Annotated in this window: 18 protein-coding genes, 1 pseudogene and 1 riboswitch; of the genes and pseudogenes, 15 read left to right on the top strand and 4 right to left on the bottom strand. The window is 37.2% G+C overall.

Going from position 1 to position 14,824, the window contains the following annotated elements:
* Positions 1 to 6 precede the first annotated feature (6 nt).
* Both MLOOGBEN_RS12310 and MLOOGBEN_RS12305 read left to right on the top strand, forming a co-directional pair.
* Positions 7 to 1,002 carry an aliphatic sulfonate ABC transporter substrate-binding protein gene (locus MLOOGBEN_RS12310; protein ID WP_179158551.1) on the top strand — a complete coding sequence of 332 codons (996 nt, stop codon included), beginning with the start codon at positions 7 to 9 and terminating at the stop codon, positions 1,000 to 1,002.
* 90 nt (positions 1,003 to 1,092) lie between these two features.
* The gene (locus MLOOGBEN_RS12305; protein WP_179158781.1) at positions 1,093 to 1,518 is read left to right on the top strand and encodes an OsmC family protein; all 426 of its coding nucleotides are present in this window, start codon (positions 1,093 to 1,095) and stop codon (positions 1,516 to 1,518) included.
* A 15-nt stretch (positions 1,519 to 1,533) separates the two neighbouring features.
* Here the strand turns inward: MLOOGBEN_RS12305 and MLOOGBEN_RS12300 are convergent, their stop codons facing one another.
* Together MLOOGBEN_RS12300 and queF are read right to left on the bottom strand one after the other, a co-directional pair.
* Positions 1,534 to 2,064: a J domain-containing protein gene (locus MLOOGBEN_RS12300; protein WP_179158550.1), complete on the bottom strand. Its 531-nt coding sequence runs from the start codon at positions 2,062 to 2,064 to the stop codon at positions 1,534 to 1,536.
* 109 nt (positions 2,065 to 2,173) lie between these two features.
* A complete protein-coding gene (gene queF / locus MLOOGBEN_RS12295; RefSeq protein WP_179158549.1) occupies positions 2,174 to 2,674 on the bottom strand; it encodes a preQ(1) synthase in 501 nt (166 codons plus the stop codon).
* A gap of 127 nt (positions 2,675 to 2,801) precedes the next feature.
* A riboswitch (PreQ1 riboswitch) is annotated at positions 2,802 to 2,848 on the bottom strand.
* 214 nt (positions 2,849 to 3,062) lie between these two features.
* Here queF and queC point away from each other — a divergent pair.
* From queC to MLOOGBEN_RS12275, 4 genes are all read left to right on the top strand, one after another.
* Positions 3,063 to 3,734, top strand: a complete 672-nt coding sequence (gene queC / locus MLOOGBEN_RS12290; protein WP_179158548.1) for a 7-cyano-7-deazaguanine synthase QueC — start codon at positions 3,063 to 3,065, stop codon at positions 3,732 to 3,734.
* Positions 3,721 to 4,200, top strand: coding sequence for a 6-carboxytetrahydropterin synthase QueD (gene queD, locus MLOOGBEN_RS12285; protein WP_179158547.1), 480 nt, complete (start codon positions 3,721 to 3,723; stop codon positions 4,198 to 4,200). Before queC ends, queD begins: the two co-directional genes overlap by 14 nt.
* Positions 4,197 to 4,925: a 7-carboxy-7-deazaguanine synthase QueE gene (gene queE, locus MLOOGBEN_RS12280; protein WP_179158546.1), complete on the top strand. Its 729-nt coding sequence runs from the start codon at positions 4,197 to 4,199 to the stop codon at positions 4,923 to 4,925. The genes queD and queE overlap by 4 nt, the downstream gene beginning before the upstream one ends.
* 215 nt (positions 4,926 to 5,140) lie before the next feature.
* The gene (locus MLOOGBEN_RS12275) at positions 5,141 to 5,338 is read left to right on the top strand and encodes a Fur-regulated basic protein FbpA (protein WP_179158545.1); all 198 of its coding nucleotides are present in this window, start codon (positions 5,141 to 5,143) and stop codon (positions 5,336 to 5,338) included.
* Between the two features lie 62 nt (positions 5,339 to 5,400).
* Here the strand turns inward: MLOOGBEN_RS12275 and MLOOGBEN_RS12270 are convergent, their stop codons facing one another.
* Complete coding sequence (locus MLOOGBEN_RS12270; RefSeq protein WP_179158544.1) at positions 5,401 to 6,411, bottom strand: DUF3231 family protein; 1,011 nt, start codon at positions 6,409 to 6,411, stop codon at positions 5,401 to 5,403.
* Positions 6,412 to 6,626: 215 nt separating this feature from the next.
* Here MLOOGBEN_RS12270 and MLOOGBEN_RS12265 point away from each other — a divergent pair, with 215 nt between their 5' ends.
* The 6 genes and pseudogenes from MLOOGBEN_RS12265 (at position 6,627) to MLOOGBEN_RS12240 (ending at position 11,735) form a co-directional block, all read left to right on the top strand.
* Positions 6,627 to 8,729, top strand: coding sequence for a transglycosylase domain-containing protein (locus MLOOGBEN_RS12265; RefSeq protein WP_179158780.1), 2,103 nt, complete (start codon positions 6,627 to 6,629; stop codon positions 8,727 to 8,729).
* Between the two features lie 54 nt (positions 8,730 to 8,783).
* Positions 8,784 to 9,605 (top strand): annotated as a pseudogene (locus MLOOGBEN_RS12260) (catalase); the annotation flags it as partial.
* 129 nt (positions 9,606 to 9,734) lie between these two features.
* A complete protein-coding gene (locus tag MLOOGBEN_RS12255) occupies positions 9,735 to 10,103 on the top strand; it encodes a VOC family protein (RefSeq protein WP_179158779.1) in 369 nt (122 codons plus the stop codon).
* Positions 10,104 to 10,129: 26 nt separating this feature from the next.
* Entirely contained in the window at positions 10,130 to 10,702 is a 573-nt protein-coding gene (locus tag MLOOGBEN_RS12250) for a tetratricopeptide repeat protein (protein ID WP_179158543.1), read from the top strand.
* Positions 10,629 to 11,159, top strand: a complete 531-nt coding sequence (locus tag MLOOGBEN_RS12245; protein ID WP_179158542.1) for a hypothetical protein — start codon at positions 10,629 to 10,631, stop codon at positions 11,157 to 11,159. The genes MLOOGBEN_RS12250 and MLOOGBEN_RS12245 overlap by 74 nt, the downstream gene beginning before the upstream one ends.
* 90 nt (positions 11,160 to 11,249) lie before the next feature.
* Complete coding sequence (locus MLOOGBEN_RS12240) at positions 11,250 to 11,735, top strand: SRPBCC domain-containing protein (RefSeq protein ID WP_256989068.1); 486 nt, start codon at positions 11,250 to 11,252, stop codon at positions 11,733 to 11,735.
* 43 nt (positions 11,736 to 11,778) lie between these two features.
* Here MLOOGBEN_RS12240 and MLOOGBEN_RS12235 read toward each other — a convergent pair whose 3' ends face one another.
* Positions 11,779 to 12,165 carry a tellurite resistance TerB family protein gene (locus tag MLOOGBEN_RS12235; RefSeq protein WP_179158541.1) on the bottom strand — a complete coding sequence of 129 codons (387 nt, stop codon included), beginning with the start codon at positions 12,163 to 12,165 and terminating at the stop codon, positions 11,779 to 11,781.
* A gap of 158 nt (positions 12,166 to 12,323) precedes the next feature.
* On the opposite strand from MLOOGBEN_RS12235, the gene MLOOGBEN_RS12230 reads away from it, so the two are divergent.
* The 3 genes from MLOOGBEN_RS12230 to MLOOGBEN_RS12220 all read left to right on the top strand — a co-directional run bounded on the left by MLOOGBEN_RS12230 (position 12,324) and on the right by MLOOGBEN_RS12220 (position 14,714).
* On the top strand, positions 12,324 to 12,749 hold the full coding sequence (locus MLOOGBEN_RS12230; RefSeq protein ID WP_179158540.1) for a VOC family protein: 426 nt from the start codon (positions 12,324 to 12,326) through the stop codon (positions 12,747 to 12,749).
* Between the two features lie 194 nt (positions 12,750 to 12,943).
* Complete coding sequence (locus MLOOGBEN_RS12225) at positions 12,944 to 13,447, top strand: CBO0543 family protein (RefSeq protein WP_256989067.1); 504 nt, start codon at positions 12,944 to 12,946, stop codon at positions 13,445 to 13,447.
* A 229-nt stretch (positions 13,448 to 13,676) separates the two neighbouring features.
* The gene (locus tag MLOOGBEN_RS12220) at positions 13,677 to 14,714 is read left to right on the top strand and encodes a DUF3231 family protein (RefSeq protein WP_179158538.1); all 1,038 of its coding nucleotides are present in this window, start codon (positions 13,677 to 13,679) and stop codon (positions 14,712 to 14,714) included.
* Positions 14,715 to 14,824 lie beyond the last annotated feature (110 nt).

The raw sequence follows: 14,824 nt of genomic DNA, 5'->3' as shown, positions 1-14,824 counted from the left end.
GAAAAAATGATGAAAAAATCTATACTTTATTTATTTATCACTGTATTGTTTATTGGATTGCTTAGTGGTTGTGCTCAATCTTCCAACGAAAGTGAAGGCGGAGAGGTGAAAAACGTTAAAATTGGATATTTTCCAAACTTAACGCATATTGCAACGATTGTTGCACTGGAAAAAGGTTATTTTGAAGAAGCTTTCGGTAAGGATGTAACGATTGAAACAAAAACAGTTTCAAACGGCGGACTATTTATGGAAGCAATGGCAACAAAGGCTATTGACGTTGGAACTGTTGGACCTGGTCCATTACTTAACTTTTATGTGAAAAATAAGGAATACCACCTTATATCCGGTGCTGTGAATGGTGGAGCTGTTCTAGTTGCAGCTGAAGGAAGCGGTGTTGAGAAATTAGCTGATTTAGATGGTAAGAAAGTTGCGATTCCAGTTATCGGAAGCACACAGGATGTCATGCTCCGAAAAGCGCTAAAAGAAGCAGACTTAACAGCAAAAACAAGTGGAGGTACTGTAGATTTATTCGCTGCAGCTCCAGCTGATACAGTTTCTCTTTTCATCCAAAAACAAGTGGATGCGGCAGCGACTCAGGAGCCATGGGGATATGTACTGGAAAACCAAGCAAATGGAAAATTGCTTCTTGACTGGGATGAGTTCGCTTGGGGTAAAGAATCAACCAATACCGTAGTTGCAGCTAGAGCAGACTTTTTGAAAAACAAGGACTTAACTAAGAAGTATTTGGAAGCTCACAAAAAATCGGTAAAATTCATCCAGGACAATCCAGATGAAAGTAAAGAAATTGTCATCAAGCACTTAAAGGACCTTACTGGTAAAGAGTTAAACAAAGAGGAAGTGGACGCAGCATTTTCACGCTTAGCTGTGACAACTGATGTCAATGAACAAGTGATTCAAGAAATGGCAGATATCAGTAAAGAAGCTGGATATATTCCAAGCAGTGATATTAAAGGACTTATCGATTTGTCATTACTTAAATAAAATAGAAAAGGTTTTGGACTCAATTATGAGTTCAAAACCTTTTTTTAAGGTAAAATAAGGATGAAAGTACAAAGTGGAAGGGACGATGAAATGAAATCAACTATTTACTGGACAGGGGATATGGCCTTTACCGGTACAACACCTTCAGGGCATGATTTAAGGATGGACGCAGCACCAGAAGTTGGCGGACAAAATAGCGGTCCTAGACCAACAGAACTGCTCCTATACTCGCTTGCAGGCTGTACAGGAATCGATATCGTGATGATTTTGAAAAAAATGCGATTAGAACTGACTGGATTTACAATGGAGGTAGAAGGAACGCGGGCAGACACCGAACCGAAAAAATTTACTGATTTTCATATTCATTACTTAGTAGAGGGGGATTTGCCGGAAGAAAAGGTAGTCCGCGCGATTCAATTATCGAAAGATAAATATTGCTCCGTATCTCACTCATTAAGTGCAAACATAGTAGCAAGCTATTCAATTAACGGAACAAAAGGGAATCAAGTTTTATAAAAAGATAAAAAGGATTCAGCGCGCAGCTGGATCCTTTACCTTTTCATAGTGGTCATAAAACACTTTAAATAGTCGTTCGTCGCCGCCTCTATCAGGATGGAGGGCCTTTAATATTTTCTTGTATTCCTTCCTGACAATCTCCATATCTGCCCTGGGTTCTAAACCCAATAAGGAGTTAAGGGTCAAAGGTGGAGAGTCGGAAAGAGCGTACTCAGCTTTTAGCATCCTTTTTAAAGACCTATTTTTTGCTTGTTCAATCCGAATCGAGGATTTTAACTGTTCAATTTCTTCTTTGAATTTTTGATTCTCGTGGAATGTTTTTTCCCACTGATGAAAATCTATCCCATATTTCTTCGTTTTGTCCTCAATCTTCTTTTCCAAAATAAAAGATGCTAAATCAACAGGATTTATCGAGTATTCTAGATTAAGGTGCTTGGTTCTTCTAGCCTTGATTTTTCCATCAAGAATCCAGCGGATGACAACCTGTTCACTATTTGTAATTCCCTCAAGCCTAAGCCGTTCTGTAACTTCTTTAACATTTAACATATAATCAACTCATTCTTCCATCATCTAGTGTCTACTAAATTCAATGTATCATATGGAAAACGTTACAGGTTTACAAGACTATTTAATTTGTATTAAAAATAGTTTTCAATTATCGATTATCTACTTTTTCTGGATACAGGTCATGGTTCATCAAACGGAAAGTCGCCATTTCTTCATACTTGGTACCTGGTTTCCCATAGTTACACCATGGGTCAATGGAAATTCCACCGCGTGGAGTGAATTTCCCCCAAACTTCAATATATCGAGGATCTAGAAGCTTGATTAAATCGTTCATGATAATATTGACGCAATCCTCATGGAAATCACCATGATTTCTGAAGCTGAATAAATAGAGTTTCAAAGATTTACTCTCAACGATTTTTTGATTCGGGATGTAAGAAATATACATCGTAGCAAAATCTGGCTGATGCGTAAGCGGACAAAGACTAGTAAATTCAGGACAGTTAAATTTTACGAAATAATCACGCTCTGGATGAAGATTATCGACTGCCTCCAAAACCTCTGGTGCATATTCAAACGAGTATTGTGTATTTTGATTACCTAATAGTGTTAAATCCTTTAAACCTTCTTCATGGCTGCGGCCAGACATAAAAAAACCCCCATTAAAATGTATCCCAACACTTTTTAAGAAGGAGAGTACTAGCCAGCATTCTATACCAAACCACAAGGATAAAAAACAAAAAGCCACGTCCGGTATGGACATGGCATAGAGTCATGTATCCATAGTTTTTTATAGAGGGTATCAGCTATGAACCTCTCCCGTATAAGTACGGGTATTATCTTCTCCATATGATATAGGACATCAGCAAAAACGTCAAATAAAAAATTATGGTTCCTTTTTTCATTTTTTTTATGGTATTATACTAACAGCATAAACGAATAGAGGTTCTAGCACCCCTCGTTAAAAAAACTAAGATGAAGCTGTACTTCTATCTTGGGGTACGGCTTTTTTTATTTTGGAAGGAGTTTCCTTAAATATGTTAAAAGATGAAAAAGCCATTGTCGTATTTAGCGGCGGGCAGGACAGTACTACCTGTTTATTTTGGGCAATACAACAATTTAAAGAGGTGGAAGCAGTCACATTTGATTATAATCAGAGGCATAGTTTAGAAATAGAGTGTGCCAAAAATATTGCCAATGAACTAGGTGTCAAACACCATATATTAGATATGTCTTTATTGAACCAGCTTGCACCCAATGCGTTAACACGCCCTGATATTGAAGTCAAAGACGGCGAAGATGGTGAACTACCTTCAACGTTTGTTCCAGGAAGAAACCTTTTGTTCCTTACTTTTGCCGGAGTGTTAGCTCGTCAGATTGGTGCCAAGCATTTAGTGACGGGTGTTTGTGAAACAGATTTCAGCGGCTATCCAGATTGCCGTGATATTTTTATCAAATCACTTAATGTTACCTTGAATCTATCCATGGATGATAACTTTGTTATTCACACTCCATTAATGTGGCTGAATAAAGCGGAAACGTGGGAATTAGCGGATAAATTAAATGCGTTTGAATATGTACGTGAAAAAACCTTAACCTGCTACAATGGCGTTATTTCTGACGGCTGTGGAGAATGTCCAGCCTGTGTGTTAAGAAAACGCGGACTCGATGACTTTCTAAGTGGGAGGACTAAAAATGTACGGCTTTAGAATCGTCGATAAACTTCAGAAAATGGATGAAGACATTCAGCGTAAAGAATTAAAGTATCATACAAAGCGTGTTTTGGTAAGTAAAGAATTCACCTTCGATGCAGCACACCACTTACATTGTTATGAAGGAAAATGTAAGAATCTCCATGGACATACGTACAAAGTAATCTTTGGAATAAGCGGTTTTGTGGATGACAGAGGATTGATGATGGATTTTGGTGATATCAAGGAAATTTGGAAAAATGAAATAGAAATTCACCTTGATCATCGTTACCTAAATGAAACACTGCCGCCGATGAATACAACCGCTGAAAATATCGTGGTTTGGATATATGAAAAAATGCAAGAAGTATTAGCTAAAGAAGAGAACAAGGAGCAATTCCACGGCGCAAGAGTAGAATTTGTCCGCCTTTTTGAAACGCCTGCCAGCTATGCAGAGGCAAGAAGGGAGTGGATGGAAGAATGAGAAAACTTCCAATTCTTGAGATTTTTGGCCCCACAATTCAAGGCGAGGGGATGGTCATTGGCCAAGTAACGATGTTTGTCCGAACCGCGGGCTGCGATTATTCCTGCAGCTGGTGTGATTCTGCCTTTACTTGGGACGGCAGCGCCAAAGACGATATAAGGCAAATGACTGCGGAAGAAATTTGGGATGAATTACATTCCCTTGGTGGAGACAAGTTCTCCTTTGTAACCATCTCAGGGGGAAACCCCGCACTATTGAAACACCTAGATTCACTGATTGATATATTAAAAGAAAAGCAGATTAAGATTGGAATTGAAACTCAGGGAAGCAAATGGCAGGATTGGTTTTTAAAAATCGATGAACTTACCATTTCCCCTAAACCGCCAAGTTCAATGATGGAAACAAATTTTGAAATATTAGATTCGATTTTTATTAATCTTGACGAAAATCAGTTTGAAAATAATGTTAGTTTAAAGGTCGTTATTTTCGATGAAGCTGATCTGGAATATGCGAGAATGGTTCATAAGAGGTACGAAGGCATTCCTTTTTATCTGCAAGCAGGGAATGATGATATCATGAATGGTAATAATCAAGAATTGATCCCAAAGCTGCTGGATAAATATGAGTGGCTGGTTAATCGGGTAGTCGAAGACAGTCAATTAAACAATGTCAAAGTACTCCCACAACTTCATGCCCTGCTTTGGGGTAATAAACGCGGTGTTTAAATAGTATGGCCCACCTATTCACTTAGGTGGGTTTTTTCTGTTCAGGTGTTATGCTAATCCATTAAAATAAATACATCTTTGTATCGTTTATTAAATAAAGATGAAATTTGAATTAAGAGTGGGTAAATCTTCCAATATTCGACAGACGCAGAATAAACAACGGTTTAAAATCGGATGTGGAGTCAGGGATGTAAATATTTTGGAGGTGCCTGTATATGAAAAATATACTTAGAAACGCTGTACAGCAAAGAAGGCAATTTCTTATAGATAAACTGCTTAAAATCGGTGTGTTCAAAAAAGAAGATCGACACCTGTATGAATGGACTTTAAGTGACCTTGAAAGGGAATATGAATATACGGAAACAAATCCAGTTAAGGGTAAGATGGAACAAGAAAACCAACAGCTGCAATAATGAGCTGTATACTTAGACACAGGAAAAAGCCGGCTGTTTAGTCCGGCTTTTTCACTAATGAATTAGGTATTTGTAGATCCTAATTCTCCCCGGTCCGTCGCCATAGGTGGCTGCTCCAGCCATTTATTATGTATCATGATATTGGAGCCATCCTCTGAATACAATTGAACTTCCAAAGATAATCTGTTATACATGACGCCCAAATCCATCCGAGGACTTTGAGCTACACCGGTACCGTAATAACCGATACTTAAAGAAATTAACCCAGTCGTAAAGAACATCATCAGTTTATCGGAAAATGTGTAGTCAGTACTTGACGTTATTTCCGCAGAAAGAGATGCCGGAACAGGGAGATTACATTCCTCTAATTTTGCTCCAAATACTTTTACATGTTTCTTGCCAATATCGATTCCTCTAAGAAAAAACTTGGTAACTTCCTTGTCTTTTGCAACCTGACTAAATCCAATCAGGGTAGCCACACCTAAGATGTTACGCTGGGTGTTCGCATATAGATTGCCTACTTCAGCGACAATTAATGGTCTTTTTTCACCAATAACATCAAAAAGAAAAGCTTGTTTTTTTACAAATTCAACCTTCTCGTTAGGGATAGAAGGTGACCTTACGTAAAGACCTTTTGCTAATAATACATCCCTTGATATTTTGTATAATTGCATGGTTTCAGACAAGCATTCCATATAATAATCGGTAATGTCTGCTCTTGTTGATGAGGCGACACTAGCGGAATAATTGGTTAGCCCAATCTTCGACATTTGATGGATAAAATGAAGGACGTAGCTGTCTGAATATAATTTTGGAGCAGATAAATCAACATCTTCTTCTACTTTAAAACCATAGGGAACAGCATAATCCTCTTTATCAAAAAAGGCTGTTAATTTTTCAATATGTGTCTCTGATAAACGTAAAGCGAATTCAATAACAGATGATATTTCTTGATCCTCAGCCTTTTCTAAAAAATAACTAAGGACACAAATACTTCCACTGTCATTCATATATTGCGCCCAGAGCTGAGCTAATTCGGCGGATGTGATCTTTACTTTCTTACCATTATCCATACACTACCTCCAAAAATTGAATCCCTAATACCATCATTTCCATAGTTAATGATTATATGTATCTATGGTGTACCTTTTTGAATATTGAGCGTTTGGAACTATAAAATGTAAGGCTTTTTTCTCATTAACTTTGGTGGATTTCGTTTTAAAATGAAGCAATATGTAAAATGATATTAGAGTTAGTAGAGTTGAAGGTGGTATAAGACGTGGGACGAATGGAACGAAGACAGCAAAGAAAAGCGTCAAAATGGGATTGGAGACAGTTTCTTGCAAAAGGAATGGTAAAGAAATTATTTGTGGCAGGAATTGTTGCTGGTTTATGTGGTCTTCTCCTTGTAAATATCTTTATTTGGACTAGCGATGTGAGTAAATTAGATAAGCCGGCGCCTCAGCCAACGATTATCTATGATCAAAATGGGGAAATTGCCAGTAAGATTTCCAATTCAAGTATTGAAGGCGTAGGATTCAAACAAATTCCAAAAGAAGTCATACACGCTGTGATTGCAACGGAGGACCAACGTTTTTATAAGCATAATGGTATCAATTACTTTGCGATTATGAAGGCATTCTTCAAAAATATGTTGAGCGGTGACATTGTTGCAGGTGGGAGTACCGTTACGCAACAACTTGCAAAAAATGCATTCCTTACACATGAACGGACATATACACGTAAGGTCAAAGAGTTGATCATTACGAAAAAGATTGAACGTACTTACTCTAAAGATGAAATCATCGAGAGATATTTGAATCAGATTTATTTTGGAGAGGGTGCATGGGGAATTCAGCGTGCTGCCAAGACTTACTTTGGAAAAAATGCTAGTGAATTAACTTTAAGTGAGTCAGCGATGCTTGCTGGGTTAATTAAGGCTCCTTCGATTCTTTCACCATTTAAGAATATGGATAAGTCAGTTGAAAGACGAGACCTTGTTTTATTCTTGATGGAAAAGGAAGGATATATTACTCAAGCAGATGTTGAAAAAGCCAAAGAACAGCCAGTTGTGTTAAATGAAGAAAAAGTGGAAGACGAGTATGATGGCAAATATCCTTATTATGTGGACCATATTATCCAGGAAGCCATGGAGAAATATAAGCTTACCAAAAATGAAATTCTATCGGGCGGACTTCATATTTTTACAGAATTAAATCCTACGATTCAAAAGGGAACAGAAGAAGTATATCAGAATGATAACTTTTTTCCGGCGAGTCAAAACGATCAATTGCTCCAAAGCGGAGCTATTTTCATTGATCCTAAAAGTGGAGGAATTCAAGCACTTGTCGGCGGGCGTGGCCAACATACGTTTTTAGGATTTAATCGAGCGACGCAATTAGTTAGACAACCGGGTTCAACTATGAAACCATTGGCTGTTTATACTCCTGCATTAGAAAAAGGCTATGAAGTTTTTGATTTATTACAAGACAGACCGCTAGATTTTGGAGGTTACCAGCCAAAGAATTTTGATAAAAAATATCGAGGCGAGGTAACAATGTATGACGCAGTCGTAAATTCGTATAATATTCCCCCTGTTTGGTTGTTAAATCAAATTGGTTTACAGCAGGGAACGAAGGCAGTGGAGGAATTCGGTATTCCTTTACATGAAAAAGACAATGCACTTGGGATTGCTCTCGGAGGTATGCACGAAGGGACCTCTCCGCTGGCAATGGCACAAGCCTATTCCACCTTTACCAATAATGGAACGATGGTAGAGGCACATTCTATCCAAAAAATAGAAGATATTGATGGAAAGGTCATTGCAAAATGGAAAAGCAAATCAACTGAAGTGACCAAACCAGAAGTGGTACAAAAAATCACCTACATGCTAAGAGGTGTTGTTAAAGAAGGTACTGGGGAAAAGGCATTCCTGGAGGGCCTTGATATCGCAGGAAAAACAGGATCGACCCAGCTGCCATTTGCGAATGACGGAGGAACTAAGGATCATTGGTTTGTCGGTTATACACCCGGCATTGTTGGAGCGGTGTGGTTAGGCTACGATCAAACTGACGAGAATCATTACCTAGCCACATCAAGCAGTGGAACCACTCCAGTTATTTTTAAAGAGATCTTAGCGAAATCAAAATCAGAGCTTTCTGATGAAAAATTTGATTTATCAACCGTTGAGAAAAAATATAAAAGTGAAATGAAAAAGATAAAAGAAAAAGAGGAAAAAGCTAGGAAAGAACAAGAAAAGAAAGATAAAGAGAGAAATAAAGGCAAGGGGAAGGGCAAGGAAAAAAATAAGGAGAAAAAGGATAAGGATAAAGAAAGAGATGAAGAAGAGGAAGACGAAGATGAGGACGAAGATGAGGATGAGGATGAATAATTTCCTCTAAGTGAATGAAGGACTGGTCTAAAGAATAGACCAGTCCTTTTTTGTGCTACTCAGGATTTGTACGAAGCCATTGAGAATGGTGATTATCCAGAGTGGGAGCTTTGCGTACAAATCATGAGTGATGATTACCACCCAGAATTGGACTTTGATCCATTAGATGATACTAAATTGTGGCCAACAGATAAGTTTCCCTTCTTAAAAGTAGGAAAAATGGTTCTAAACAAAAATCCCGAAAATTATTTTAATGAAGTGGAGCAATCAGCGTTTGGTACAGGTGTATTGGTTGATGGCTTGGATTTTTCTGATGATAAAATGCTGCAAGGCAGAACTTTTTCCTATTCCGATACACAGCGATACCGCGTAGGCACAAACTATTTACAACTTCCCATTAATGCTCCTAAGAAGCGGGTTGCGACTAATCAGCGCGGCGGTCAAATGTCTTATCATGTGGATTCAGATCAAAATCCACACGTAAACTATGAGCCTTCTGTTATCGGAGGCTTGAAGGAAGCTGAACAAATAGGGAAAGTTCATGAACCGCACTATAATGACAAATTGGTTCGTGAACCAATCGACCGTACCAATGATTTTGGTCAAGCAGGCGATACGTACAGGAACCTTGAGGACTGGGAGAGAGAGGAGCTCATAAGCAATCTTGTTGAAGCACTCAAAGTATGTAGACCAGAAATCCAAAATAAAATGATTGATTATTTTACCAATGCCGACGAGGATTATGGAAGACGGGTAAGAGACGGCGTAGATAAAGCAATGGAAATGAGGAAGGAAACAACTCATACCAGCACAGCTGACGCAGATGAGGCGACCGACCAGGCACAACAAATGGGACATGAAGCAGATCCATATTAATGATATTTGACCGGACTTGATATAAGTTCGGTCATTCTATTATAAAAAGGTTGTAGGTAAATGGTAGAAGGAATTTATCAAGTTGTGGCGAAAATTGTATATAATAAACTTTTTTTGAAAGGAAGTTTCATTATGTATCGTTTTAAAGCCATTGATCATATTCAATTAGCCGCTCCAAAAGGCTGTGAAGATAGTGCAAGGAAGTTTTTTATAGATATTTTAGGTTTTGAGGAAATGGAAAAACCAGAAGAACTAAAAAAACGTGGCGGTGTTTGGTTTCAATATGGAAAAACGCAGATTCATATTGGTGTAGAGGAACCTTTTGTGCCAGCTAAAAAAGCACATCCTGCTTTTAAAGTAGAAAATATTGAAGCTTTGAAAAAACATTTATTGGTTAACAGAATAGAAGTGATTGAAGATGATAACCTTCCGGGGGCAAATCGTTTTTATACAGCGGACCCTTTTGGTAACCGTATTGAGATTCTTGAGTGGATCTAATCTTTCATTGAGGGGGAGGGACGAAAATGAGTTTAGGAGATAAAACCATTGAAGAATTAGAAGAGATTGAAGAAGAATTGAATGAGCAGGAAGAGGAGCATGGCTTTTCTAATTATTCTATGAAAATTGATTTGTATAAGGAAATGTACCGAAAACTCTCCCAGCTTGTCCGGCAGCACAATGAGGATGTTCAAAGTTCGCTTGATTATGTAAAAAGGAAATTGATTTACTGTCTCATTCATTATGGTACCTATTTAAAAACGGAATACCAAAAGGATGACTATTTGGCAAGAAGCTGCCTGGAGGAAGCCTTAAAATATGATAAAGGAAATCCCTTGGCAGCTTATCGACTAGGTTTCTTGTCCTATAAGTTTAATGATTATATTAAAGCCATACAGTACTTTCAACAGGCATTAGACCATGATCAATACCATAAACAGCATCTCTATCAACTTAATGAACAGCAGCAGTTAAATGCCCATTTGTATTTAACCAATTGCGCATTGCAAATTGCGAAGGAAACGTATGAAAAAAATGAGACATTTACCGTTTGCAAAAATACAAGATATTCCGAAGCAGGAGTTATCACCACTTTTTAGCAGACTATTGGAAAATGAGAAATATTTGCTGCGGAATGCGTTTTATAAGATTAGTAGAGATGTGACAGACACTTGCTCAAAAGCGGAATGTGAAAAGTTAATTTCATCTCCCCCTCCTGAAACATTACTATTATATTTTAGTGATCGTACGATTATTGCACTCTTTAATGGCGAGGAAGTTTCTCTTACACAGGATCAAGGATACATGCTCAGTTATTTCCTAATTAAAAGTTCAGAAGAGCATCCTGCAACAAGGCATGACTTCTCTGTTGTCGATACGATTCGGCCAAACACCTATATACAATCTGTGAATAGGTTGAGAAACCGAATGAGTAATCGAGGGTTTCCTTCGTTTATACAACGGACAAGATTTCAAGAGGAAGCCGCTTATTATTATGATGAATCGTATCCATTTTATATTATGTATCGGGTGGACGATGAAATTGAATATCGTTAAATATGCGATAACAGGGCTGTCCCTTCGAATATTTATTTGTGACATGAATATTAGTTAAAATAGATATATTTTCTTGAAGAGTTTGGAAAGATGGAGGGGATACTCCTGAAAATTGAGTACCAGCATATTTTTGGTTTGCCGAGGAAAATTGTTTGGAAATACATCAAGGATGAAAAGGTACTTCGGAATGCAATCCCTAGCTGTCAATCTTTTGTTCAAAGCTCACCGGGATTATATCAAGTAGAAATGGAGATTACCATTGGGCCGCTCAAGGATGTTTTTACAATCGAGGTTAAACTGGAGAAAGAAAAGTCACCTTCTTATTATCATATAAATCTGAAAGGAAAAGGTAATTTAGGAGAGGTCAGTGGCAAAGCGGATTTATTCTTGAGTGATCACCAAGGAAGTACACAGCTCAACATCCAGGCGGAAGTTAATGTCACGGGCACTCTTTCTGGGGCAGCAGAACGTATCCTAAATGGCGGAGCAAACAAGGGGATAGAGAAATTCTTTCAGAGCTTAGAAAAAGAAATGAAGAAGAACCTCTATCTTTTAAGAAAAGGACGAAAAGTTTAATACGAAAGAGCAACGTCAGTAACGTTGCTCTTAGTCATTAACATTATGCTTCATGCTCAGGATAATTAGCTAATTCTTTTATTCCAACGATCCAGTCCTTGAAAGTGGCATACTTATTGGCGTCGAAACCAAAGTGTTCTTTAATTAAACGAATAGAATTTTGTTCATTTTCATGAACGATTCCATCTGAATAAACAATGCGGAGGATTTCAATTAGTACAATATGTTTGGAGCGTTCCTCTTTAAAAACCTTAAGAATATCATCTATCGCTAAGCCTTTGATTTTATAATCCTCAAGTTCCATTTCCTTTTGATACTTAACGATAACTGGATTTTCAAATACCGAAAATTTCCCATCAATGGTTGCCATTAAATAGGCTAACTCTAGAAACGCTTCTTTCTCCTCTTGGTGAAGCTTTGTCAAAAACATTTTGTGTAGCTCCTTTATCAATAATAAATGTAATTATGTTATTAGTCATCTTACCAAGTTTAGATACCATTTGTCTAATGTTTAATTGGTTGAAAAAGGAAAATTAAGGTTTAAGATGAATAGACAAGTAATTTTTTCTAATGAAAGGAGAGTGTGACATGGAAGGTAAATTACTTAGGATTGGTACTACCTATTTACCAGTAAGCAATGTAGAAATTTCATCAGAATGGTATGTAAGCAAATTAGGAGCTATTTTAAACTATAGAGATGAAGACAAAGCCATTTTAAATTTTGCTAATCAAAGTGTATTTCTAGTAAAGGCAGAGATAAATCAGAGCGCAAACTTTATTAATACATACGGTGAAGAATGTTTTTCCATTACATTTGAAGTGGATGGAGTAAATGTTTTAGAAGACATTCATAGGGTGTTTAAGGAAGATGAAATAAGAATTGGAGAAATCGAAGACAGAGGACATAGCGGGAGAAACTTTGTTTTCTATGATCCAGATGGAAATAAATTCGATGTGTGGAGTGAACTTAGTCCCAAATTTAAAGAGAGTTTCTTTTGTAATGAGGGTAAATGAAACTTTAACATGCTAATTGAAAAATAGTGTATGGAAGCGTTTCTGTATTGCAGAGACGTTTTTTTTTATTAAAAAGTCTGCCTTCATAGTCAATTACCTAATGAATGAATATCCAATTTATTTCCAGTTAATAATAAATTAGCCGAAATAATTTAATGGTTATATAAAACGGAGTTGATAAGGTGCATTTATTGTTGAGTAGTCTTTTTCTCCTTGCTGGTATGAAATGGGGGGACTGGAAAAACTGGATTAAATATCATTCCACCATTTTATTCTTTTGGTTTGGTGATTTGCTTTATAATGTTCTATGTAAAGATTATCTAATGTGGGAGTACAAGGAGACGGTCTTTGGTCAAAATCTGCTGCCTAACCATTTAGCTATTTCATTATTAATCATGTTTGTTGCTTATCCCGCCACTGTAATAATTTATCTAGGAAATGTCCCTAAGGATCCAATTAGAGTTGTTTTGTGGATCTTCTTCTGGGTTACGTTATATTCTTTGGTAGAATACATAAATTTACGTTACCTAGACTTAGTTTCTCATCACCACGGTTGGGCAATGGGATGGTCCGTTTTATTCAATATAATCATTTTTTCCATGCTGCTTCTACATTATAAACACCAAGTTGCAGCTTTACTCATCTCCATTCCAATCATATTATTCTTTGTCATTTACTTTAAAGTTCCCATTTATTGATTGACAATCGAATATATTTTGCTAGGATGTAAAAACTAAAAGAAAATGAAGGTTAAGGGGATTTAACATGGATTTAATGAAACCCATCAACAGAAGAAGATGGGGTAAATATCTTGATTAACCACGCTTGGATGGAACAACCACCAAAAGCAATTGATCGTGAGAATTTGTCTTCAAAGTAGCTTTATTTGAATATTGGAAAATCTTTTAAATGTAAAGGAAGAGTGATATGGATTCAACTCGAATTTCACTAACCGCTCCAGAGGTTTCCAGTTTATGGACACAATACATGTTTGACTCTATGTCCATTTGCTTTATTAAGTATGCGCTTGAGCACTTAGAAGACGAAGATATCATTGAAATATATAAAGATTCACTTGTGCTTTCAGAAAGACATGTAGAAAAGGTAAAAGAGTATTTTGTGGGTGAAGGCATTTCCATCCCAAAAGGCTTTACGGAAGAGGATGTAAACATTCATGCCCCCCGCCTGTTTCAGGATCCATTTTATCTGTACTATATATACATAATGGTACTTCAAGGGCTGACAGGGTACGCTCTATCAGTCGGAACCTCCATCCGAGCAGATCTTCGTAAATACTATATTTCTTGTAATACTGAAACCATGATGCTCTTTGAGAAAACGATTGATACGATGCTGACGAAAGGGCTATATACAAGACCAGCTGTCCTTACTCCTGCTAAAGATATTGACTTTATTAAACATCAAAGCTTTTTAGCGGGCTGGTTTGGGGAGAAGCGTCCCTTAACGGGGATTGAAATAGGAGATATTACCTTTAATATGAACAAAATGCATATGCATGTGGCATTAAAGGTTGGGTTCAGCCAAGTAGCAGCTTCTAAAAAAGTTCGACAATATATAAATAGGGGTACGGAGATATCCAATAAACATATCGCAGCATTTGGTAAAATCTTTCGTGAAGAAATGTTGAATTCACCAATGTCCTGGCAATCCCATGTTACAAGCTCCACTACATCGCCATTTTCAGATAAATGGATGATGTATCAGGTCCAGCTATCTTCCCAAATTGCGATTGCATTTTATGGGACGGCTTTGAGCGTCACATCTAGAGCAGATATTGCTGAAAAATATATCGTAATGGCAAGCGAACTTGTTAGATATGCAGAAGATGGTGCGAATTTAATGATAGAAAATGGCTGGATGGAAGAGCCGCCAAAAGCAATAGACCGTAGAGCACTATCCAAAGGAAACAAGGAAGGCATTGAAAGTAAAAATCACGATAAATAAAAAAGCTATTGAATACAGCAAAAAAGCTAGGCTAATGAAAGCCTAGCTTAATTTAGTCTATTTATAATATGCATCTGAATATTTTTAAAAAAAAGGTGAATGAGGCTTGA

This window comes from Bacillus sp. EB106-08-02-XG196, assembly GCF_013396335.1.
Classification (GTDB): domain Bacteria; phylum Bacillota; class Bacilli; order Bacillales; family Cytobacillaceae; genus Neobacillus.
The sequence above is the reverse complement of the archived record's forward strand: the minus strand, read 5'-3'. Positions and strand labels throughout refer to the sequence as shown.